Annotated in this window: 19 protein-coding genes; 8 read left to right on the top strand and 11 right to left on the bottom strand. The window is 50.7% G+C overall.

Going from position 1 to position 21,645, the window contains the following annotated elements:
• The first annotated feature begins 52 nt into the window (after positions 1-52).
• A complete protein-coding gene (locus BUB30_RS21040; protein WP_073137914.1) occupies positions 53-2,482 on the top strand; it encodes an ABC transporter permease in 2,430 nt (809 codons plus the stop codon).
• Between the two features lie 60 nt (positions 2,483-2,542).
• Here the strand turns inward: BUB30_RS21040 and BUB30_RS21035 are convergent, their stop codons facing one another.
• The 4 genes from BUB30_RS21035 to BUB30_RS21020 all read right to left on the bottom strand — a co-directional run bounded on the left by BUB30_RS21035 (position 2,543) and on the right by BUB30_RS21020 (position 7,316).
• On the bottom strand, positions 2,543-3,406 hold the full coding sequence (locus BUB30_RS21035) for a carboxylesterase family protein (RefSeq protein ID WP_073137912.1): 864 nt from the start codon (positions 3,404-3,406) through the stop codon (positions 2,543-2,545).
• Between the two features lie 291 nt (positions 3,407-3,697).
• Positions 3,698-4,600: a carboxylesterase family protein gene (locus BUB30_RS21030; protein WP_073137909.1), complete on the bottom strand. Its 903-nt coding sequence runs from the start codon at positions 4,598-4,600 to the stop codon at positions 3,698-3,700.
• Positions 4,601-4,906: 306 nt separating this feature from the next.
• Positions 4,907-6,007, bottom strand: a complete 1,101-nt coding sequence (locus BUB30_RS21025) for an ABC transporter ATP-binding protein (RefSeq protein WP_073137907.1) — start codon at positions 6,005-6,007, stop codon at positions 4,907-4,909.
• Positions 6,008-6,116: 109 nt separating this feature from the next.
• The gene (locus tag BUB30_RS21020) at positions 6,117-7,316 is read right to left on the bottom strand and encodes a helix-turn-helix domain-containing protein (protein ID WP_143165020.1); all 1,200 of its coding nucleotides are present in this window, start codon (positions 7,314-7,316) and stop codon (positions 6,117-6,119) included.
• Between the two features lie 34 nt (positions 7,317-7,350).
• On the opposite strand from BUB30_RS21020, the gene BUB30_RS21015 reads away from it, so the two are divergent.
• The 5 genes from BUB30_RS21015 (at position 7,351) to tsaA (ending at position 10,930) form a co-directional block, all read left to right on the top strand.
• Positions 7,351-8,022, top strand: a complete 672-nt coding sequence (locus tag BUB30_RS21015) for an FAD-binding oxidoreductase (protein WP_073137903.1) — start codon at positions 7,351-7,353, stop codon at positions 8,020-8,022.
• A 173-nt stretch (positions 8,023-8,195) separates the two neighbouring features.
• Entirely contained in the window at positions 8,196-8,492 is a 297-nt protein-coding gene (locus BUB30_RS21010; protein WP_073137901.1) for a hypothetical protein, read from the top strand.
• Positions 8,493-8,494: 2 nt separating this feature from the next.
• Positions 8,495-9,352 carry an immunity 49 family protein gene (locus BUB30_RS21005; protein WP_073137899.1) on the top strand — a complete coding sequence of 286 codons (858 nt, stop codon included), beginning with the start codon at positions 8,495-8,497 and terminating at the stop codon, positions 9,350-9,352.
• A gap of 289 nt (positions 9,353-9,641) precedes the next feature.
• Positions 9,642-10,517 carry an AraC family transcriptional regulator gene (locus BUB30_RS21000; RefSeq protein ID WP_073137897.1) on the top strand — a complete coding sequence of 292 codons (876 nt, stop codon included), beginning with the start codon at positions 9,642-9,644 and terminating at the stop codon, positions 10,515-10,517.
• 11 nt (positions 10,518-10,528) lie between these two features.
• Positions 10,529-10,930, top strand: a complete 402-nt coding sequence (gene tsaA / locus BUB30_RS20995) for a tRNA (N6-threonylcarbamoyladenosine(37)-N6)-methyltransferase TrmO (protein WP_073137895.1) — start codon at positions 10,529-10,531, stop codon at positions 10,928-10,930.
• Between the two features lie 45 nt (positions 10,931-10,975).
• Here tsaA and BUB30_RS20990 read toward each other — a convergent pair whose 3' ends face one another.
• A complete protein-coding gene (locus BUB30_RS20990; RefSeq protein WP_073137893.1) occupies positions 10,976-11,869 on the bottom strand; it encodes a phytanoyl-CoA dioxygenase family protein in 894 nt (297 codons plus the stop codon).
• A gap of 135 nt (positions 11,870-12,004) precedes the next feature.
• Between BUB30_RS20990 and BUB30_RS20985 the strand changes: the two genes are divergently transcribed.
• Together BUB30_RS20985 and BUB30_RS20980 are read left to right on the top strand one after the other, a co-directional pair.
• Complete coding sequence (locus BUB30_RS20985) at positions 12,005-12,853, top strand: AraC family transcriptional regulator (RefSeq protein WP_073137891.1); 849 nt, start codon at positions 12,005-12,007, stop codon at positions 12,851-12,853.
• A 130-nt stretch (positions 12,854-12,983) separates the two neighbouring features.
• Positions 12,984-13,370, top strand: coding sequence for an iron chaperone (locus tag BUB30_RS20980; protein ID WP_245804145.1), 387 nt, complete (start codon positions 12,984-12,986; stop codon positions 13,368-13,370).
• Between the two features lie 62 nt (positions 13,371-13,432).
• Here the strand turns inward: BUB30_RS20980 and BUB30_RS20975 are convergent, their stop codons facing one another.
• The 6 genes from BUB30_RS20975 to BUB30_RS20950 form a co-directional block, all read right to left on the bottom strand.
• Positions 13,433-13,927: a DUF2061 domain-containing protein gene (locus BUB30_RS20975; protein WP_073137888.1), complete on the bottom strand. Its 495-nt coding sequence runs from the start codon at positions 13,925-13,927 to the stop codon at positions 13,433-13,435.
• Positions 13,928-14,204: 277 nt separating this feature from the next.
• Positions 14,205-16,883 (bottom strand): FtsX-like permease family protein, encoded by a 2,679-nt coding sequence (locus tag BUB30_RS20970; RefSeq protein WP_084138285.1) that lies wholly within the window; start codon positions 16,881-16,883, stop codon positions 14,205-14,207.
• Entirely contained in the window at positions 16,880-17,209 is a 330-nt protein-coding gene (locus BUB30_RS20965; protein WP_073137886.1) for a PadR family transcriptional regulator, read from the bottom strand. Before BUB30_RS20965 ends, BUB30_RS20970 begins: the two co-directional genes overlap by 4 nt.
• Before the next feature lie 98 nt (positions 17,210-17,307).
• Entirely contained in the window at positions 17,308-18,513 is a 1,206-nt protein-coding gene (locus BUB30_RS20960) for an acetyltransferase domain-containing protein (protein WP_073137884.1), read from the bottom strand.
• 56 nt (positions 18,514-18,569) lie between these two features.
• Positions 18,570-18,842 carry a DUF4242 domain-containing protein gene (locus BUB30_RS20955; protein ID WP_073137882.1) on the bottom strand — a complete coding sequence of 91 codons (273 nt, stop codon included), beginning with the start codon at positions 18,840-18,842 and terminating at the stop codon, positions 18,570-18,572.
• Between the two features lie 91 nt (positions 18,843-18,933).
• On the bottom strand, positions 18,934-21,534 hold the full coding sequence (locus tag BUB30_RS20950; RefSeq protein WP_073137880.1) for a helix-turn-helix transcriptional regulator: 2,601 nt from the start codon (positions 21,532-21,534) through the stop codon (positions 18,934-18,936).
• Positions 21,535-21,645: the final 111 nt, after the last annotated feature.

Raw genomic sequence — 21,645 nt, 5'->3', positions numbered from 1 at the left:
GGCGAAATTTCCTGGCCTCATAATTGGAAAGGCAGAGTTCAATCTCGTGCATATGCTAAAAAATCATCTTCTCCTCGCGTTCCGGAATTTGGTCCGTCACAAGTCCTATTCGTTCATCACCATCTTTGGTCTTTCGGTCGGCGTGGCCTGCTGTCTGCTGCTGGTGCTTTTCATCCAGGATGAAATGCGGTATGACCAACAACATAAAGACGTTCAATCGCTCTACCGCATCGTCAGCCACCTCACCCGCGATGCACAAAGCGAAGATCTTGGCGTTTGTTCACCGCCCACCGCCATGGCCATGGCCGACGAGATCCCCGAAGTGCAGACCGCCCTGCGTTTCGTGAGCAGCCCAGGCGTGACGGAGAACCTGATCCGCTTCGAGAACCAAACGTTCTATGAAACTGATGGTTATATGGCCGACTCCACGCTGTTTGATTTCTTTTCTTTCACCTTTGTAGAAGGCACGCCAGGCAACGCATTGACCCGCCCCAACACGGTGGTCATCACCGAGAAAATCGCCGCTAAACTTTTTGGCCAAAGCAGCGCACTCGATAAAGTGATCAACATCACGCAAGGCGGCCCCAGCGGCGACTACAGGATCACCGGCGTTGTCAAGGAGATGGAACATAGCCACATCAAAGCCAATTTCATTATTTCGCTGGCCAGTCGTGGCGGCTGGACAGAATTTATCCGCACCTCTCCCGAATGGGCCGGGCAAAACTTTGTGCCTTCGTATGTGAAGCTTCAGACGGGAAGCCAAATTGCCGCCGTAGAGAAAAAAATGAATGATGTCCTGGCACGTCACGGTGCCGAAGCCATGAAAGCCTTTGGCTTTAGTAAAACCCTTAGCCTGGAACCGGTGAAGGATATCTACCTGCGATCGTCCGTCGATAAAAATCCGCGCATCGTGTACGTGTATATCGTCGCCGCCATCGCCGCGTTCGTTCTGCTGATTGCCTGCATTAATTTCATTAACCTGACAACGGCCAGGGCTACACGCCGTGCCACCGAGATCGGTGTACGCAAAGTGATGGGTGCCTTCCGCGGCGTATTGATCCGCCAGATCCTCGGCGAGGCGATGCTTGTGGTGATCGCGGCAGTGCTCATCAGCCTGGTCATGATCGAAGTAGCCCTACCCTGGTTCAATACCCTGGTGGATAAATCCATCACCTTGCACACCATGCCTTCGCTGTCGTTCTTGTTCACCTTGCTGGGCATCACGCTGCTCACGGGTTTGTTGGCAGGAAGTTATCCCGCCTTTTATCTCACCGCCTTTCAACCCGCAACCGTGTTAAAAAACAAGTTCACCACCGGCGGCTCCGGTGGACTACGCAAAGCCCTGGTTGTATTTCAATTTGTGATCGCCATTGTGTTGGTATGCGGCATGATCATGGTGTCGCAGCAATTGGCGTTCATTCGCAACAAGAATCTGGGCTTCGACACGAAAGCAAAACTTGTCGTGCCGCTGCGCACCGAGTCCGCCCGCAAGGCATACGCCGCCCTAAAACAAAATTATCTGCAGCAGCCCGCCGTACGGAAGGTTTCGGGTGCCGATTACCTCCCGGGCATGTATTGGAACGACATCGTGCTCTTCAGGCCCGGCAAAACCCGTGAAGAAGGCGTCGGTCATTTCATGAACGACGTAGCCTACGACTTCAACGACGTGCTGAACATCAAGCTGGTCGCCGGCCGGCCCTTCACCACGAACCTGGCCAGTGATCAAAACAAGATCATCATCAATGAAGCCTCGGCAAAGGCCCTCGGGTTCACACCCGCGCAGGCCATCGGCCAACAAGTAGAGCAAAGTTTCTTTCAGCAGGCCGATGGCTCGCTGGTGAGGTTCGAGATCGTTGGGGTGATGCAGGACTTTCATCGCATGTCCTTGCACGAACCCATCGAGCCCGCCTTCCTGAAACTCCCCAGAGTCGAGCGTGGTGAGGCCTTCGAAAACCTGGTGGTGGACATTGGCCCCGGCGCGCTTCCTAACGTGATGGCAAACCTGGAAAAGGGCTGGAAGAAAATTGTTAGCGACACGCCCTTTGATTATTCCTTCCTCGATGAAAACATTGGAAAACTGTATCGCGAAGATCAAAAAGCATCCAGCATCATCGTTACCTTCACCTGTATTGCCCTGGTGCTTTGCTGTCTCGGGTTATATGGATTGTCTTCCTACACCGCCGAACGCCGCGTGAAGGAGATTGGTGTGCGCAAAGTGATGGGTGCTTCCGTACAACAAATCGTACGGCTCATGTCGTCGGAATTTGCTAAGCTGGTTTGCATCGCCATCATCATTGCCATCCCGTTGGCGTGGTATGGGATGGTGCTTTGGCTGGAGGGATTTGCTTATAAGACTGCGATAAACTTCATGGTCTTTGTTTCCGGCGGATCCATCGCGCTTGCCATCGCCCTGATCACGGTGAGCTTTGAATCTATTCGCGCGGCGCTCCGCAATCCGGTGGAGGCGCTGCGCAATGAATAAGCGAAGGACTTTTTAGCACCATCGATTCAAAAGCGTTAAACCTTTCAGATAAAATCGACGCTAAGGCTTCGTGTATTGATACATCCAATTGTAAATGTCCATCGCGAAAGGATCATAGGCTGGATCTTCCTTGCCCATGCCCGAACCTGTGTAGGTCATTTTCCAACTGTTGTGTTCTACGCCCGGATAGAGGGTCAGTTTTGCACGGACCTTAGGATTCAGGGCATTGATCGCGGGCACAATGGCCTTTGAAAAATCCGGGGGCACGATCTTGTCGGCCTCTCCGTGAAAGACCCAGATCGGCACTTTAGAGATTCGCTGTGTGAACAAAGCATTCATGAGGCCACTGCCGGCGATGGGTACAGCGGCGGCGATCTGGTTGTCATCATAAGAGTTCAACTGATCAAATGTGCCATAGCCTCCCATGCTCAGCCCCGTGAGGTAGATCCGTTTTTGATCTACGCGATACGTGGTGCTGATGAATTTAATAAACTGCCGCACATGGTCGCGGTCCCACCATCCTTCATGACACTGCGGCGACACAACGATCATCGGATGTGTCGGTGCCCAGGTCTTGTTTTTGATCATGTTCGGCGGACCGTTCACTAACACCTTATCCAATTCAACCGGAGAAGTTTTACTGTTTCCTGTTTCGCCCGCGCCGTGCAGAAAGATGAGCAGGGGAAATGTCGGGCCGTCTTTTTTATACGTGGATGGCGTGTAGACATAGTATCCATAGGGCGCCGCATCTGAACCCAACAGCATGGCTTTGTGGATACCGCCCGTATCCGGCGTCGGTTTGCTGGTGGTTGTGGTATCCACCGGGTTGGACGTTTCCGGCTCAGGTGAAAGTTGTATAGGATCTTTCGAGCATCCCAGCAAAATCAAAGCCACCGCCAGCACGTTTACCATTGTGTTTTTCATGATTTACCGAGGTTGAGAGGTCAAACGTTTACGACTTCAAAGGTATCAAATTGCATACCGCTAACACCGGCCCTGGCCGTTGGGTTGGGATGGAGTTCGGAATTTCGCGTTAAACGCAGGGCTGGGCCGTTGAGTGCCGCCGATCGCAAAAGAAAAAGGTGCCGGAACGACCGGCACCAGTGTGTTATTCGAACCCAACCAGACCACAAATTCAACAGGTCTTCCGCAGGGTGTTTCTTGAATTTATCTTATCATCGCCTCGATGACACGTAAAGTGACCACGACGATTTCTTAATGAACTGGTTTTGTGTATTGATACATCCACGTATAGATGTCCATGTTGAAGGCGCTGAAAGAAGGATCCTCCTTGCCTCTGCCTGTACCGGTATAGGTCATTTCCCCGCATTCATGGGCCACCCCAGGGTATAAAGTCAGCCTCGCGCGGACCGTCGGCGACAGGGCATTCATGGCGGGTACCACGGCCATGACATATTCCGGAAGTACCGTTTCATCCTGTTCGCCATGGAAAAACCACATCGGTACATTGGCCATACGTTGTGTGAACAGATCGTTCATGACACCACCGGCGGCGATCGGCACGGCGGCGGCGATCTGATTGTTTTCGAATGAGTTCAATTGATCGACCGTGGCATTGCCTCCCATACTCATGCCGGTGAGGTAAATGCGTGTGGTGTCGATGCGATAGGTCGTGCTGATGAACCGGATGAACGTGCGCACATGCTCGCGATCCCACCATCCTTCATGACATTGCGGCGAGACCACCACCATGGCATGCGATGGCGCCCAGTGTTTGGTGTCGATCATCTTCGGCGGACCGGAGCCCAACACTTTTTCCAGTTCGGCGGGCGCGCCCTGGCTATCGCCGGTTTCGTTGGAACCGTGCAGGTAAATCAGCAAGGGGTACTTCAATGTGTCGGTGGCGTATGCTTCGGGCGTGTAGACGTAATACCCGTAAGGGGCATCATCCGTACCGCGTGGCATGGCTTTCTGGACACCTTTGTCATCGGTGACGGGAATCGTAGTCGTCGTATCTACCGGGTTTGTGCGGGTGGTATCTCCCGGTGTGTTCGGGTTGGAGGGATCGGGGTTCGGGTTGACGGGCTGCACCGGATCTTTGGTACATCCCAGCACAATCAACCCTGTGGCCAACAGGAGAGAAATCTTGTTTTTCATAAAATGAAAAGGTTGTTAGGGAACGCTTAATCTAACGGGGGGGACATCAAATTACATACCTACGTATATACCCTCAGTGAGGGGTCGAGGTAACCCTTTAAATTTGCTCAAAAACCGGGATTTGTAACCTTTCATGTAAAAACTGCCGACCAGGTAACCCGGTCGAAAGCCCAAATTGGAACTGTTTTTTTCCAAATTCTGGTCCGTCATTTCTGGCTTAGGATGGTCATTAATTGACGGATGGGTGGCTGGAAAGGCCAGATTTTCCGCCACCCGTCCGTTGGGTTCATTGTTCCTGTTGACGCCCTATCTTCCGCGAACCTTGTGCATCTCTATGGTGATCGCGTTCTCTCCCAGGGTGCCCGTGAGGATCAATTCCCTATCATTTTGTGTGGTGAGCGTGGCCTGCAACGGTGTATGGAACGTTGAGGGATAATGCCACGTAGCCCCCAGCTTTCCCGTATGCTCTTCATAGGCATATTTCCCGAACAGGCGTCTTTTCTGGTCGTTAAATTCAAGCACCATATCGTTTCCGACGTCGAGGTAAACCGTGGTCAATACACTGTCCTGACAAGTGCCTGGCTTTAGCGTCGCCTGATTCCATTGCAGTTTTGTCACTTCATATTTGCCCGTAAGCGCAGGATGCTGGTCTGGGTTTTCATAGCGTGCGATGAGCAGGAGGGGAATCATGACAACGGACAGACGGATACTTCTTTTGATGAATTTGTTTTTGAAAACAAGGGAAGGCATGGCGGTCTGCGTTTTAAAAAAGAATTCCACCAGCCGGTGATATTCCGTGAGCAGGAGATACAGCAGTTCCACGAAAATGACAGAAGCATAAAGCTGCTCACCCCAATCCAGCCCATAAAAGAAATCGATCAGCACAATGTTGAGCAACACCGGCAACAAGGTGAACAACGCCAATAACCGTGTGCGATTAAAAAGCAACAAGAACGACCCGATGATCTGGAGGCTACCGATCGTCACCACCATCGGATAGGAATGTCCGAAGTAACTCCACGTAAGGTCCTCGCCCGACAGGCTGCTGAAGGGCAGATCGAGCATGCCCATTGGTGACACCAATTGAAGACGGGTGATCTTTTGCCAGCCAAACATGGAAAGATCAAGGGCAATGGCGTAGCGAAGTATGCCCTGCCAAAAATTCAACTGCATCCAGAGGGGCGAAGGTGTGTCTGGGACGGTGGCGTTTTTTACTTTCTCACGTCTATGCCACACCACGGCGAGGACGAGGGCAGATATGAAAAAGAGAAGCGCAAAGGCCGCGATGACTGGAAGGGGGATCAACGGAGAAATAAATCTTCGGCCGATCCTGAGCGTTGCCGCCATAACGGAAAGGCCGGCAAAAAAACAGGCAACAAATTTTTGAAGAAACGAACGGGCTTTCATTTTGACTTTTGATTTAGGATGAACGCCCTAAAGTAGGCCTCCCCTGCCGCCGGGGTGTTCCGATGGAACCATCCGAACCCCTTTCCAGAGTTTTAAAACAAAAAAAGCTTTAGCCGCGCGTGTCCATCCGGCCTTCTTCAGGGCGTGCCGGCGGTGCCGGTTGGACTTCCCCCAGGGCGTTTCGCTGGAATTGGGTGGGCGATTGACCGGTAAATTTCTTGAAGGTCGTATTGAAGGTTGTTTTGGAGCTGAACCCCGCCTCGTAGGCGATGCCGAGCACGTTGAGATGGCGATGTTTCGGAGAAAGTAAAAGTATTTTCGCCTCGGCCACGCGATAGCGGTTAACAAACTGGAAAAAGCTTTCGCCAAATCCTGCGTTGAGCAGGTAAGAGAGATCGTGCGGAGACACGTGCATACGCCGGGCCAGCTGTGGCAAATCCAACTCCTGGTCCAGGAACGCCTTGTCGTGTTCCATGATCGCTTGCATTTTTTCTTTCAGCGTCGCCATCGCTTCGCCGGAAAGGCGCGGCGTTTTCGCGGTCGAGACCGGGTCTTCTTCCAGTATTTCGCGAATCGCTTCTACTTCTTGTCTTTCAAAGCGGAAGATCTCTTGTTGGCGAAGTGAAAAATAGCCGATGAAATAAACGGCCACCAGGTATCCGAACGGCGCCAGGGTTTTAATGATCGTGATACCGAAGAACAACTCGTTGAACCAAAGAAAGATGATGAACACCAGGGCCCAGAGAAAATACTGCAACCACCGCAAATTTATCGCCGCGGTCGTCGAAGCAAACATGCGAATGTTGCGCTGGTGCCAGACAAGTCTACTCTGACTCAACAACCAATAGGCGACGATTTGAATTTTTACACTTAAGAACATCGCCGCTCCCATCGCTTTTCCCAACGCCGGGGGGAGTAGAGGGGGGAGGCGCGGCGATGAAAACAAAGTGATGATCGAATACAGGGCAAAAAGAAGGAAGGGCAGAAAGTGGAGATACTCGCCTTTCTTGAACGTTCGCCCTGGCGAAGTAAAATTCAATACACTCATGTACAGCGCGGGAGCGATCGCAAATCTGGACAGTTCCGTCAACACCGTGAATGGCGTCGGCGGCATATGGGGTGGAAAAGAAAACAACGCCCGCTCCAGCAATGCGCAACCAAACGAAAACAGAAAAACGCCCAGCCATTTATTTGCCGTATCGTTCGCCCCCTTCGGATTCGCAACCGAAAGAAATGCCAGCAAAAAAACACTGCCGGCGGTGAGCGTAAAAAGGACAAGGTCTTGCATGCGCGAGATTGATCGCTGCAAGATATTTAATTATTATTTATAACTATCTTACATCATGGAACCTGCCATCGTCAAGATATTGAAAGTCGAACCCGTCACGCACAACGTCAGGCGATTTACGCTGGAAAGACCTGAGGGCCTTGCCTTCGTGCCTGGCCAGGCGGCCGACATTTCCATCAACACGCCGGAAATGAAGGGTGAAAAAAGACCATTCACCTTCACCGGTCTGGCCGAGTGGGACCACCTGGAATTCACCATCAAGATCTACACGGACCACAACGGCGTCACCAACCACCTGGGCAAATTGAAGACCGGCGATCAATTGATCATCCACGACGTTTTCGGTGCTATCCGCTACTATGGCGAAGGTGTATTCATTGCAGGCGGCGCGGGCGTAACACCTTTTATCGCCATCTTCCGACAATTAAAAAAAGAGGCGAAACTGGGCAACAACACGCTAATCTTTTCCAACAACACCGAAAAGGATATCATCCTGCGCGAAGAGTTCACGCAAATGCTTGGCAAGAATTTTATCAACACGCTTACGCAGGAAGAGACAAAATCATTTGATCATCGTATGATCGATGCGGCTTACCTGAAAGAAAAGCTGCCTACCTTCTCTACCTATTTTTATCTTTGCGGCCCTGACCCCATGGTGCTCGCTTTGCAAAAAACACTGATCTCGCTGGGGGCAGAATCCTCAAAAGTTATTGTTGAACAATTTTAGAGACGGTCTTATAGTAAGCGGGTCGATCAGTTTCCGGTCACCACAGTGTATGTAATATGGTTTTTGTCCTTTCCTGCTAAACTCCCCCAACTTCGCGCTGCAAAATACCGGCCTATGCCACTAATGGCATATATTCGCTAGTTGGCGGCAAGCCATTAGACTAATAAAATAACATGAAAAAACGATTAGCTCTTCTGATTTTCAGTTTCCTCATTTACCCTTGTGGGTTTGGACAAACAACCCAGGGTGATTTAAAAAGACCCGATGACCTACATGACGGCATTACGACTTCTACATTGGAAGATGTAGGAATGAATAGAGCCGCAATTAAACAAATCATTGAAGACATTGATTCGGGTTTTTATCCCAACAGACACAGTCTGCTTATATACAAAAACAATAAACTTGTTCCGGTGAAATATTCGAAAGGAGAATTAGGTGACTTAATTATTAATGAATTTTCAAATTGAAAATGGATAGACACGACATAGGGTTTCAGATTGATAGGATAGAAACTTACCATGAAAAATTCAAAGTAAGGTTATCATCTTACGTAGAGGCGTTAAAAATAGATTTCAGATCGCGAGACATAATTTCCTTTTATACAAGCATAATAAATGACATTGGATACTCGATTGTTTTAAACTGCGATAAAGATGAAATTTTTCAGAGCTTTTTTTACGCTCTTCAATTTGGGTTGAATCATTTCAAGTTGGCTTCTAACCCAAACAAAGAAAGAGAAATCCAAGTAGGAAAGACAACCATCAAAACAGTTGGAAAAGAGACTAGAGATTATATTGATTTCGGAACATGGATACCAGTGTTTTATACAGCCGTTATTTTAAGGGATAAAAAAGCTATTGATTTTTTAACAGATCTTGAGAACAGGTTTATGAAACAAGGAAACGTTTCTTTTGACGATGTAAGAATAGCCGAAGTCGAAGTTTATAAAGTTCTTTTTGAAGATTCTAAGTATTTAGAGAAAGCTATTGAGATTTATGAGTTAAAAGAAAAAGAGTTTAGTAAAACTAATCCATCAAGAAATTGGATTGACAATCAGGGAACTCCGGTTATAATGTTATGTAAATCAGTTCTTCAAAAAGATGCATTTGGTTTTAATGATCTTCTTGAAAAAGCTTTGAATAAACATAAAGAATATTTTAGTAAGAAAGATAGAGCGGCTGATTTCTGGGGCTGGGTTTCCTTTCCACTCCTTATGATTTGCTCCTATGCCTATGATAACGGAATTTCTATTACTGTAGAAAGTGACTATATACCTCGATGGTTATGTGAAGGTGATTTTAAAGATTGCGAACTAAATATAAAATAATTTTTTCTCCGCAGAGGCAAAATGCTTATTTCCGGGCCCGGCCAGGGATAGCAGTGGAAAGCCCGAAGTGCGTTGGCTTTGCGTGTTGGACGGACTTGGAACGGATAGCCCGGCCCCGAGGCCTCCGAGGGGGGCCGCATTAACAGATACCACGCTCCGAGGGCGACGCCTGTCTTTTTCCAATATGCACAAGCTTGCCTCGCTAGCTTGTTTGCCCGGCATCCGGAACAAAACTGATACTTTTTTAACATCAAAATATCCGTTAGTTTAGACCTGGCAAAACACCATCATGCAACCCGTACTCGAAAGATTGCCCATAAAATCGGAGGAATCCTTTGTCGTGAAGTATTTCGATTATCGTTACTACCCCACGCCGTGGCATTTTCATCCCGAATACGAACTGGTGCTGGTCACGGCCAGCACGGGCCAGCGCTTTATCGGCGACAACATCAGGACCTTTCGCGAAAACGACCTGGCGCTCATCGGCCCCAATCTGCCGCACCTCTATAAAAATGGAGCTGAATATTATCAGCCCAAAAGCAAACTGCGTGCGCAGTCGATCGTCGTCCACTTTCTCGAACATTCTTTCGGGGATGATTTTCTTTTGTTGCCGGAAGCCCGGCGGCTTAAAAGCCTGCTCTCACGCAGTGCCCGAGGTCTCGACATTTTGGGGAAGACCAACGAGAGCGTTCGTAAAAAAATGTTCGAGCTTTGCGCGCTGAAAGGATTCCCCCGCATGCTCAAACTGCTGGATATCTTGCAAGAGCTTTCGGAGTCGCGCGATTATCGCCACATCTCTAACGAACCGGTGAAAGGCGTGAACGCGGTGGAGTCGTCGCGCATGAACGAAGTGTTCGATTTCGTTTTTAACAATTATCAACGCGAGATCCGCCTGGAAGAAGTGGCTTCGCTGACCAACCTGGCCGTGAATTCCTTTTCGAGGTTCTTTAGTCAGCGCACGCGTAAAACCTTCACCTCCTTTCTCAACGAGGTGCGCCTTGGGCAAGCCACCAAACTGTTGATCAACCAGGACAAAAGTGTTTCGGAGGTTTGCTTTGCCTGTGGGTTCAACAACCTCTCCAATTTCAACCGGCAATTCAAAAAAGTTTATAAAGTCAGCCCGCTGGTGTTCCGGCAGGAGTATTGGAAAAAGGTCATGAAGTAACTATCGATGCTATGGAAAAATTCTCATTACAACCCATCGGCTACATACGTTCGTCGCTAAAGACGTTGGAAGATTGTCCTTTGCAAGAAAGTGAAGGCGCACCCGAGGCCGTGATCGAAATCGATGCGGCGTTCGCGGAGGGAATTCAAGGGCTGCGGGTGGGTGCTCCCCTGGTGTTGCTCACCTGGTTTCATCTCGCCGATCGCCGTGTGTTAAAATGTTATCCTCGCCGCGAGACCACCGCTCCGGAAATTGGTGTTTTCACGACGCGTTCACCCGACCGACCTAATCCCGTCGGTCTCCATCGTGTCAAGGTCATCGAGGTGTTGCCGGGTAAACTGAAAGTGCATCCGTTGGAAGCACTCGATGGCACGCCCGTGATTGATATTAAACCAGACATTTCGCCGCGGTAAATATTCCCAGTGCCGGCGTCAAACCAAAACGTTGCGCCACGCAGATCAGCGGATCGAAGCTGGATCGAACAGCAGCGGAAAAAATTGCCCCTGCATTTTATTGCCTGTGGCGATGGCCGGCACGCCGGTCAAGACCGCGTCGTCGGTGTTCGACACTGTGCCGTCGGCAAATACATTCAACACAAAGGCGCGACGCGAACGAGGCGAGCGGTTCTCGTAGGAGCCGTGCACCATCAGCGGATGATGGAACGTGGCATAGCCGCGGGGCATTTCGATCGCCACCTTGTTGGCAAATTGTTTTTTCTGTTCGTCGGTCAGAAATCTCTCCAGTCCTTCCATGTCGCCGGCCAGAGTTGTTCTGTCCAGCAAATCCCAGCGATGACTTTTTGGGATGTAATGCAAGCAACCATTTTCGCTCGAGGCGTCGTCCAGCGCCACCCAGCAGGTGAGGTGCTGCATCGGTGTGGTGCGTGTCCAATAGCTATAGTCCTGGTGCCATGCCACGACGCCGCCATGGTGTGCCGGTTTGCAAAACAGTTGGTCGTGCCAGAAACGCACCGCGCGATTTCCGAACAATTGGGATGCGGGAATAACAAATCGCGGATTCCACAAAACATCATGAAAGCCCGGCGTGATGCGCCAGTGCCCCAGGGAATGAAACAATACTGAATTTGGATCTCCGGATTCGTTGGAATGGAATTCGTAAAACAAGTGATGGAGCGGGTGTGCAGGGTTCATGATCTCGGTCAACTCCTGGTTGAGTTGATCTACCTGGTCATGTTCCAACAGTTTGATGTTGGCGAGGTACCCGTTCTCTTCAAAAAAAGCGAGTTGGTCGTCAGACAATTTATAGGCTTCCCAAAGTTCGCGGGTGTTGGCTTCGGGAAACATCGACCCCAGTAAATAATGATGCTCTGAAAGATCGCTGTACATGTCCATATTTTTCAGGTTTGGGTTGAGACAAAGTAGCGAAAACAATGCGGCACAGTTCTTCCTTTATTTTAACAAAAAAATACACTATTTTGTATAATATATTGATATAAAGTCCATTATTCCATACAAAATACAGGATAAATGAAAGCCGTCTTCGAAAAAGTAAGAGCCCATGAGGAAAGCTCGGTGACGGCGTTCGATTACCAGGGGCCGGTGTTTGATGCTCCCTTCCATTTTCATCCGGAGTATGAATTGACGTATATCGTGAAGAGCAAAGGCATCCGTTATGTGGGCAATCACATCTCGCCGTTTGCCGAGGACGACCTGGTGCTCATCGGTTCGAACGTGCCTCATTATTGGAAGAGCGACAAGGCCAAAACAACCGTCGCGCGATCTTTAGTCATTCAATGGAATGATGCGATCATACAACCGTTAAAGGAATTTGCGGCCATTGCGTCGCTGTTGAAACGCGCCGAGCGTGGCATCAAATTCGACGACGCGTTTGCCCGTCATGTAAAAAGCAAGCTGCACGAAATTATCGACAGCAAGGGAGTGAACCGCTACCTGCAGCTGCTCGCGTTGCTGGAAGAACTGACGCATCAAAAAAAGATCGCATTCCTCTCCACGCCCGATCACACCTTCACTCTTTCACACGACGTGCACGACCGGTTGAAGTGTGTACAGGAATACGTGCATGAAAACTACGCACGCCGCATCACCCTTGCCGAAATGGCCTCCCAGGTTTCCATGACGGAACAATCTTTCTCGCGTTTCTTTAGCAATGCCATGCGAAAGCCTTTCTTCAGCTATCTGAACGAGTACCGCATCCAGGTGGCCGCCCGGCTTTTGGCGGAGGGCTCCACACCGGTGGCACAGGTGGGATATGGTACCGGTTTTGAAAGTCTGCCTTTTTTTTACCGGCAGTTTAAAAAATACAAGAACACCTCGCCGCTACAATTCAGAAAACTACAAATGCCCGGTCCGTCCTAGGAGACGCGAGGCATCAACCTAAGCCAACCCATTCACCCTGCCGCATTCGGCCCCGCTGATTGTCGTTTTCATACAGCTTTTATTTTCCTTTGTTTGGCTAGCTTGTCATACATCAAAAATCTCACAGACCATGGCAAAGACTATGAAAAGCCCACCCGCCGAAAGCATCGATGCCTACATCGCCGACTTTCCGGAGAACATCCAGAAAATTCTGAAGACCCTACGGGCCACTATTCGCAAGGCCGCTCCAAAGGCAGAGGAAACCATAAAATATGCGATGCCCACTTTTACCCTCGATGGAAACCTCATCCATTTTGCGGCGTATCAAAAACATATTGGAATATACCCCGTGCCCACGGGTGTGCAGGGTTGGGATGAGGCACTGGCGCCTTATGTGAGCGGCAAAGGCTCTTTACAACTTCCCTTGGATAAGCCAATGCCTTTAACGCTAATCGATAAGATTGTAAAATTCAATGCGAAACGCAATGCCGAGAAAATGAAGGCTAAAAAGAAATAGCGGAAGCGAATGCTGCTTTCATGCAGGCTCGCTTCCGCTATTTAATATTCCGTTCTAAAAAATCAGGATTGCAATGTGGTCTCGCGGACCTCGACTTTTTCAGGCTGCGCGACAGCGGCGACGGCAGTGCCGCGTCCCCACTTTATTCCACTCCAGATGCGTTCGTGAACATAGAAGAACGCCACTTTGGTAAATACTTCGAAGCCGCCGATCTTGAGCGCGTCGAGAGGAACACCGGTGATGAAATACGCAATGAACATCGTGTCCAACGTACCCACTGCACGCCACGAGATGCCTTTCAGCAAGCTGCGCAAGTGTGAAGGTTTTTTGTCGCGGGTGCGGGCGAAGGAAGTGGTGTTCCAGATCCGTTCGTGGAGGTAGTATAAAAAGACTTTCGTGAACACTTCCGTGAACCCGATCTTGAGCGCGTTGCCGATGTTTCCCGTGACGATAAAGGAAAGGATGATGGTGTCGATGGTGCCCACGACCCGCCAGCTTATACCCTTCACGAGACTCCTCGCGTGGCTGTCCAACGTATTCCGGTTTGTTAAAAACATGTTCTAAAGTCTATTTTTATTATTTACTCTATCGAATTAGTAGCGCATCAGGCACAAACATTGACCGCGGTTATTCATTTTTCTTCAAAAATTGCGGGAAATGCAGGTTTTCTGCGTCTAGGAGCCCTAAAGGTAAGACCGCTCCGGCCAGAAACCAAAGGTCAGAACACCCAATCTCAGAATAAAATGTAACTAGCTAACGCCCGTTATTTGTATTTCTTTGCCTGCCAGACGAAGCTTCAGCGAAGGAGGACAGTTAAAAAAGTACAGGCCCACCCTACTCCGTGCGAATAGACTTCACCGGATCAGCCGAAGCCGCGCGAAACGAATGGTACCACGTGGTCAGCCAGGCAATCACCAAAACCAGGAGCCCCGCTGCAGCATAGACCATAAGTCCAATATCAACTTTATAGGTAAAGTTCTCCAACCACCACCGCACGCCAACCCAGGCCAACGGCGCGGCGACAACAAAAGCAATCACGATCAGTTTTGTAAACTCACCCGACAACAAAAAGACAATGCTGGCCACCGAAGCCCCCAAAACTTTCCGGATGCCGATCTCCTTTGTACGCTGTTGCGAAGTGTAGGCGGTCAGTGCGAACAACCCGATGCAGGCGATGATCACGGCGAAGGCGGCAAAGATGCCAAACAACTTTGCGAGGCGCTGTTCTCCGGCATACATGCGCCCGTATTCCTGGTCGAGAAAAGAATATTGAAAGGGTTGGCCTGGCGCCATGCGTTTCCATGTGGCTTCGAGTTTGTCAATGACCGGCTTTGGGTCGCCATCAAACCGAATGCTGACAAAACCGTCGCTCTTGCCCAGGAAAAGTGCCAGCGGGCCGATGTTCTCCTTCAGTGAAGAGAAATGAAAATCGTCCACGACGCCGATCACGGTAAAGAATACTGGGTGATCAAAATCCGGAACACGGCCGCCCCCAAATGTAGCGATGCGTTTGCCGATGGGATCGGAACCCAGGCCAAAGCGATCGGCACCGGTTTTATTCAAGACCACCGCAGCTGAATCGGATGGGAAGTCTTCTGAAAAACCTCTTCCATCCACTACATCCAGCCCTAGCGTGGTGATGTAGTCAAAATCCACACTCCATTGTTGGATGTTGACCAGGTTGTCTGACGAGGGCTGCGTCCCTTCTTTCCAAAATGAACGATCGCGTCGGGGAAAATCCGAACCGCCTTCGACGGGAATAAATCCCGACACCGTCGTGCTGCGAACGGCTGGAATCTTCGCCGCCTCTGTTTTGTATACGCCGCTATTGGGACGAAGGGCATAGGCGTCTTTCACCAGCAAAACGTGATCCTTTTCGAAACCCAGTTTCTTGTTTTGAATATACGCCACCTGTTGATTGACCGTGAAGGCGCCTACCATTAGCAGTATGGAAACTACAAATTGAAACACCACCAGTCCGCTGCGCAGAACACCGTTGGAGCGTAAGGATGTTCGTCCCTTCAAAACACTCACCGGTTTAAATCCCGACAAGACAAAGGAAGGATATGCCCCCGCCAGGAGGCTCACCACGCCTGTGGCGACACCTAGCGCCGCATAGAACCACGGTTCTGTTAGTGGAAGCTGCAGCGGTTTCTGAAGAATGCTGGAGAACAGGGCCGTCAGCAACTGCGCCAGGCCGATGGCAACGGTGAACCCCGCTCCGGTGATGATGAACGACTCCAGCAAAAATTGTCTGACCAAATGTCCGCGCTGTGACCCCAGCACTTTCCGGATGCCGACTTCTTTTGCGCGTTGTGTGGATTGCGCGGTCGCCAGGTTCATAAAATTGATACAGGCAATGATGAGTACAAATACCGCCACGGCAAAAAACAAATAGACATAGGTGATGTCGCCGTTTGTTTCCAGCTCGCCGCGCAGCTGTGAATGCAAATGAATGTCGAGCAGGGGCATCAGTTCAAGCCTTGCAAAATCCCCGCCTTTCGATGGGCCGTTGTACTTCTCTACGAACGCGGGAAGTTTAGCTTCCAGGCTATGCACATCGGCTCCAGGCCGGAGCAGGATATAGCTGTTGAAGTTATTGTTTGAAAATCCACTAAACCTTGCCTCACGGGCTGCGGGCCAATCGCCCGCCAGCGAGATGAGCATGTCGGCATGGAAGTGGGACACCGCAGGAAGGTCTTCAAAAACGGCGGTGACCTGAGCGTGGATCCGGTTGTCGAGCACAAGTGATTTTCCCAGTGCGCTGGCATTGCCAAAGTATTTCACGGCCGTGCGCTTGCTGATCGCCACACCGTAAGGATCAGCCAAGGCCTTGTTGGCGTTGCCTTCGAGGACCTGTAATGAAAAAATTTTAAAGACCGTGCTGTCGGTCCACAGCACATGATATTCTTTGATACTCTCTTTTGCCTCGGCTGCTCTGACCAGATACGTGCCGTAGTCCAGGAACCGCGTGGTCGATTCAATCTCTGGAAATTCTTGTTGCAAGGTACTGGCGGCCATTGCCGGCGTGGTGGCCATGTGCGCATGATTCTCGCCGAAACGATGCTCAAAGTTCAGCCGATAAATGCGATCGGCTTTTGAATTGTAACGGTCATAGCTCCGTTCGTGAGCGATGAACAATAAGATCATAAGACCCACTGCGCCGGAAATGGCAAGCCCGCCGATGTTCACCACGGCATAGCTTTTATTTCTAACCAGGTTGCGGAATCCAATCTTCAAATAACTGAGCAGCATGGCGGTTTGGGCCGACGCGCCGGCATAGGGATGAAACGCCGCCCGTTGTTTTCTTCGTCGCAAGGCATAGGAAAAAATCAGCGACAGCACGTGTCGCCAATAGTTCCATTTGGCGCGGCGCACCGACATCTTTTCCAGGTTTCTAAAAAACAATTCTTCCAGGTCGCCGTGCAGGTCTTCAATGGACGCATTGTTACAGTACCATTCAAAAAGGCGGTCGGCCAGGCGTGGGGGTTTAACGGAGGGTTTTGTTTTCATTTGGCTAGCGTGAGGGTGGCTTTTGAAAGTTTCCAAAGTTCATCCCGTAGCGCCTTGATCTCGTGCAACGCGACCTTTCCCTGGTGGGTGAGTTCGAAGAATCGCTTTCGTCTCCCACCCCGCTCTTGTGTGGGCTCGCCGAGCCACGATCGGATAAATTTCTTCTCTTCCAATCGCGTGATGGTGGAATGCAACGCCCCCAGGCTGATGTCGCGATCAGCCCGCATTTCGATGTCTTCTTTGATCGCGACGCCATAAGCATTTTCGCCCAGGCTTGCGATGGTGAGCAATACCAGCTCTTCAAATTCGCCGATGTAGCCTTTCATTCACTACTTTGGTTTTCTTGTAAACAAAGCTAATGATATGTTTCTACTTTTAAGATATAATTAGATACTTTTATTTCATCAGCAAAAGAGCCCGGCCGCTATATATACTTCATCCATCCTATTTCCGGATGTTCGGCCTTATACCGGGCATACCACCGGCAGACATAATACAAGATCACCACGTCGATAGCCCATACCAAATACAACAACGGCAGGCCCCAGCGCTGATCTTCGGCCATCCCCACGAACGGTGCATTCGTGTACCAGTCCTGGTGTATCGCTCCGTACAACAATAGATTCACGATGAATGCAGAGAGGTGGATCAATAGCAAATGCAGCAGATAATAAAACATCGGCACACGCCCGACGATCTTCACCGCGTCGGCCAGGCGGCCGTGCGTTTTCTCAGCCCAGGGTACAAGCGCGATGATGGGACCGAGGGTCATGAGCAGGAAGAGTTGAGAAGGCGGATATTTTTTTTGGCCGAGCAACCGGAACAGGAAAGGCGTGGTGTCATCCGGAGGTATGTTTATCGAAGCCATGATGATCCCTCCGACGAGAAAAAGAACCACCGCTCCCAGGCCTATGCGCAAACAGAGCTTTTTTACTTCAGCCGATGGTCTCAGCAACAATTTTCCGAAACCGTATCCCGCCATCATCACCCCAATCCAGGGGATGATCACATAGAAAATGCTGAGGCCAAACGGTTTGTCCATACCCGATGTTCCGGAGAGGTTTCCGGCGCCAGACAATCCCTCCATGGCCGGTGGATAGAAGAAGCCCCAGACTTTTGCTACGGACCCTTGCAGGGAAGCCGGAAAAAGCTGTGGCACAAATTGAAAAACTTGCTGACCGAAAATGATCACGAGTCCTACTATACCCAGCGTCGATGGACGGAGCCCGACAAAGGCCGCCATCAACACCATGCACCATCCCAGCATCCAGATCACGCCGGTGAAAGTGAAGGTGGCGTAGTCAAAATTGAACATCCAGAAGAAACGGATCACTGTCATTTCCAGCAGTACCAGCAGCAGGCCGCGGGTTAGTAAGAATCTTGCCACGGGTCCCTTATCGCCTGTTTTTTGAAAATACAGGAACGCACTGGTGCCGGCGAAGAAAACGAACGTCGGTGCACAGTAATGGGTGATCCAGCGGGTAAAGAAAACATCGGCGGTTGGCCCCCCGGCGGGAATGCCGGAATAGACGCGCACGTGGTCGATTGCCATAATGATCATGACCGCACCTCGCAAAAGGTCTACCGATTGTATGCGAGAGGCTCCGCCGATGTTTGGAGAGGAATTCATAGAGAGGGTCGGGTTGGGCTCCTGTTTACCTAAGATACTATTATCTTCTCTTATTTTTATGCGCTGGTGGTCGGATCCATAATACTTCTTACTTCGGATACTTTGTCGGCAGGAAAGCCACCCTGGCGGGCGTGTTCCAAAACCGTTTCGCGGTCGGGTGCGATGTGGACACAATACAGTTTGTTATCGGTCACGAAGGTTTGGATCCAATGGTACTGTGCCTCCAGGTTGTCCACAACTTCGCACGACTTGGTGGCAATGGACTTCAATTCGGAGGGGGTGAGTTTGCCGGCTCCCGGCAGCTCGCGTTCGATGATGAATTTTTTCATGCAGAGAATTTGTTTTAATTTCTCTGCAAGCTGGTTTTGGCTGGGCATTTGTGCGCCAGGAGGATTCCCTATTTTATCCTCCCGGGGTCCCCTATTTTAAGATACCCAACTTCTGCGCCTCCAGCACCGCCTTGGCGCGCGAGGTCACTTCCAGCTTCGAGAGGATGGCCGAGATATGATGGTCCACGGTTTTGGGCGAGATGAACAACTTGTCGGCTATCTCTTTGTTGGGCGCGCCGCCTTGCAACAGGTTCAGGATCTCGATCTGGCGGCCGGTGAGTTGGGCGGGATTGTTTCGGGTGCTTTCGCGCGGTCCTCTCGGAATGTTTCGCATGCCCAGTCCTTTTAATTTCAGCTTTAGCATTTCGCTGGTGGCGGTGGCGCCCATTTCATCGAGCAAGAGGATGCCTAGCTTTTGATGTTTCTCGTCGCCACCCAGCAGCGCCAGCGCGTGTTCATAGCGGCACCCGGCTTCCTCCCATTGTTCTGCGGCAGCTTTCCAGTGGCCCTCCATTTCTAAACGGAAGGGACCAACAAAATCGATGTTACTGGTCAACGGCAGTCTGCATTTGTGCATCCAGTACGCCAACGCGGTATAATGCCAGGATGTATCTTTTTGAAAGAACAAGGATTCTTCTACGCCTTTCAATTCTTCCAGGGGAAGAGGCTCCCCGGTGATCCAGCTAAATTCCATTGCGGCGGTCAGCACGGGAACGATGCGTTGGGCTTCGCTGGTTTGGGGGGCGATCCGTTTTCCTTCCTCAATCAATTGTCGCGCTTCTTCAAATTCTCCTCGCCTTGTCTTCAGGCGCGCCAGCGTAACGATGGCGCCGATCTTTGTGGTGATCGGTTGAAGAGCATTGCTCAGTAACGATAGGGCCAGTGCTTCGGCTTCAGGCCAGGCGCCTGTATCCAACAGGATCTTCACCCTTTCGCTCTCCATATAATACGACCATGATTTCAAGTCGCGCTCTTCACAGTACTTTAGTCCCTCATCAAAAAATGTGGTAGCTTTTTTATACTGCCGGATCAACACATAAGAATAAGAGAGATTGGTGTAGGCCCGGGCCGCGTGTTCGTGCAAGCCGTTCTTTAACGCAATGGCCAGGCTCTCCTGGAGCTTGGCTGCTCCTTCTGTTGCATCGTTACTAAATTTTATTTGCACCGCGCCCACATTGTTGAGGGCATGCGAAAGGATCTCCTGGTCGTCCATGCGCTGTGCCAGGTCGATGGCTTTGTTTCCCCAGAGCAACGTGTTTGCGGGATCGTCGGCCAGCATGCTGAGTTGTGCCAGGTTGCTATAGGCCAATGCACGCTCGCGTGTTGGAAAACCGTTCTCCAAAACTTCGATCGCTTCACGTGCCAGTGCGATGGATTGTTCACGATGCCCGCTAAACCACCAGAGTCGCGACAAAAAGCGAAGGGTGTCGCCTTCTCTCAATTTCACTTTCCGTTCGCGCCACATCGCGAGCACGATTTGTTGTGAGGCGATAGCCGGTGCGATCTGGTTGGTGAGATAGCATTCGTAGGCATGACGTTCATAGAGCTCTACCAGCATAGGGTCCGTGGGGTCGGTGTATTCAATGGCCGTCAGGTAAAGCTTGGATGCCTGAAGGTGAGCACCCAACGCGGCGGCTTCTTTGGCGGCTTGGGGTGCGAGGCGCGCTACGGTCGCGCGGTCATCGGCTAGCCTGGCGTGGTGCACAACTTCCGAGAGGTTGTTGAATTCCACAGGGCAGTCCAACATGATCTGGAGTATCCGGTGGTGCAGGCTTTTGCGCCGGTAGGGCGTCATCGACTCTTCGATGGCGATGCGGTAGAGTTCGTGTTTGAAGTAGAGGAAATCATTTTTGCTCACGATAATACCTGATCGCATACAGTGTTCCAGGCCCTTTGGAAAGTGAGGATCGATCTGTTCCGCTTTTTTGTAGTCAATACCCGAGGGCAGGATGGACAAAAATTCCCACAGCGCTTGCGTGGTTTCATCACGCCCGTGAAAGACGGTGAGGATAGCGTCTTTCACCTTTTCGGGGATGCCGGGGCTATAGCTGGCGAGGATCTCCGTCACATAAAAAGGATTCCCGGAGGTGAGGGCGTATACTTCTTTGCCTGAAGCGTAGCCTTTCTCCAGTGCCATGCGGTCCACGGCTTCGCGCGAAAGTCTTTGTACAATGCGTTTGGTGAACAGGCCTGCGGGGAGTTCACCGAACAAGGCCTTCAGGGGAATATAAAAGTTGGCTTCCTCATCGCGAAACGTCAGCAGGAACAAACACGGAATGCGGGCAATGCGACGCGCCAGGAATTTTATGAAGTCGATCGTAGCTTCATCGGCCCAGTGAATGTCTTCGAACACCAACACGACCGGGGCACCCGGGGTCGACAAGGCTTGCAGAAAAGAGGTAAAGATCAGTGCGCGGTCCTTTTCATTTCGCAGCAGTTCCAGCAAGGATCTATCCAATTGCCCGGCAATGTCATAGAGGGGTCCGAGGGGTCGCGGTGTGAAGAGGGAATCGCAGGCGCCGGTATAAATTTTGGCTTTGCCGGCTATGCCTTCCAGGAAACGATTGACGAGCGAGGTCTTGCCCACGCCCGCCTCCCCTCCCAAAAACACGGTATGCCCGACGCCGTTAACGAGGTGCTGATACTGTTCTGCCAGCATACTGAGGTACGCATCGCGCTCGACTAATTCCATGTTGCGAAGAGAGGGTTTAGTAAAAATAGGGAACCGGAATACTAAAACGGGGAAAACCTCCGATGAGATTTGCTTTCCCTTGAATTTCCTTTGTCCTAGTTAAAACTAAAT

It is taken from the genome of Chryseolinea serpens (genome assembly GCF_900129725.1).
In the GTDB taxonomy this organism is placed as follows: domain Bacteria; phylum Bacteroidota; class Bacteroidia; order Cytophagales; family Cyclobacteriaceae; genus Chryseolinea; species Chryseolinea serpens.
Note: the sequence above shows the minus strand (reverse complement) of the source record. Positions and strands in the feature narration are given on the sequence as shown.

Bases quoted from the DNA above. Each gene is read 5' to 3' on its own strand.
- BUB30_RS21005 (WP_073137899.1), top strand. From the start codon at position 8,495: ATGGATAGACACGACATAGGGTTTCAGATTGATAGGATAGAAACTTAC.
- BUB30_RS21010 (WP_073137901.1), top strand. From the start codon at position 8,196: ATGAAAAAACGATTAGCTCTTCTGATTTTCAGTTTCCTCATTTACCCT.
- BUB30_RS20970 (WP_084138285.1), bottom strand. From the start codon at position 16,883: ATGAAAACAAAACCCTCCGTTAAACCCCCACGCCTGGCCGACCGCCTT.
- tsaA (WP_073137895.1), top strand. From the start codon at position 10,529: ATGGAAAAATTCTCATTACAACCCATCGGCTACATACGTTCGTCGCTA.
- BUB30_RS20965 (WP_073137886.1), bottom strand. From the start codon at position 17,209: ATGAAAGGCTACATCGGCGAATTTGAAGAGCTGGTATTGCTCACCATC.
- BUB30_RS20955 (WP_073137882.1), bottom strand. From the start codon at position 18,842: ATGAAAAAATTCATCATCGAACGCGAGCTGCCGGGAGCCGGCAAACTC.
- BUB30_RS21015 (WP_073137903.1), top strand. From the start codon at position 7,351: ATGGAACCTGCCATCGTCAAGATATTGAAAGTCGAACCCGTCACGCAC.
- BUB30_RS21025 (WP_073137907.1), bottom strand. From the start codon at position 6,007: ATGAAAGCCCGTTCGTTTCTTCAAAAATTTGTTGCCTGTTTTTTTGCC.
- BUB30_RS20975 (WP_073137888.1), bottom strand. From the start codon at position 13,927: ATGTTTTTAACAAACCGGAATACGTTGGACAGCCACGCGAGGAGTCTC.
- BUB30_RS21000 (WP_073137897.1), top strand. From the start codon at position 9,642: ATGCAACCCGTACTCGAAAGATTGCCCATAAAATCGGAGGAATCCTTT.
- BUB30_RS21035 (WP_073137912.1), bottom strand. From the start codon at position 3,406: ATGAAAAACACAATGGTAAACGTGCTGGCGGTGGCTTTGATTTTGCTG.
- BUB30_RS20960 (WP_073137884.1), bottom strand. From the start codon at position 18,513: ATGAATTCCTCTCCAAACATCGGCGGAGCCTCTCGCATACAATCGGTA.
- BUB30_RS20980 (WP_245804145.1), top strand. From the start codon at position 12,984: ATGGCAAAGACTATGAAAAGCCCACCCGCCGAAAGCATCGATGCCTAC.
- BUB30_RS20950 (WP_073137880.1), bottom strand. From the start codon at position 21,534: ATGGAATTAGTCGAGCGCGATGCGTACCTCAGTATGCTGGCAGAACAG.
- BUB30_RS21030 (WP_073137909.1), bottom strand. From the start codon at position 4,600: ATGAAAAACAAGATTTCTCTCCTGTTGGCCACAGGGTTGATTGTGCTG.
- BUB30_RS21040 (WP_073137914.1), top strand. From the start codon at position 53: ATGCTAAAAAATCATCTTCTCCTCGCGTTCCGGAATTTGGTCCGTCAC.
- BUB30_RS20985 (WP_073137891.1), top strand. From the start codon at position 12,005: ATGAAAGCCGTCTTCGAAAAAGTAAGAGCCCATGAGGAAAGCTCGGTG.
- BUB30_RS20990 (WP_073137893.1), bottom strand. From the start codon at position 11,869: ATGGACATGTACAGCGATCTTTCAGAGCATCATTATTTACTGGGGTCG.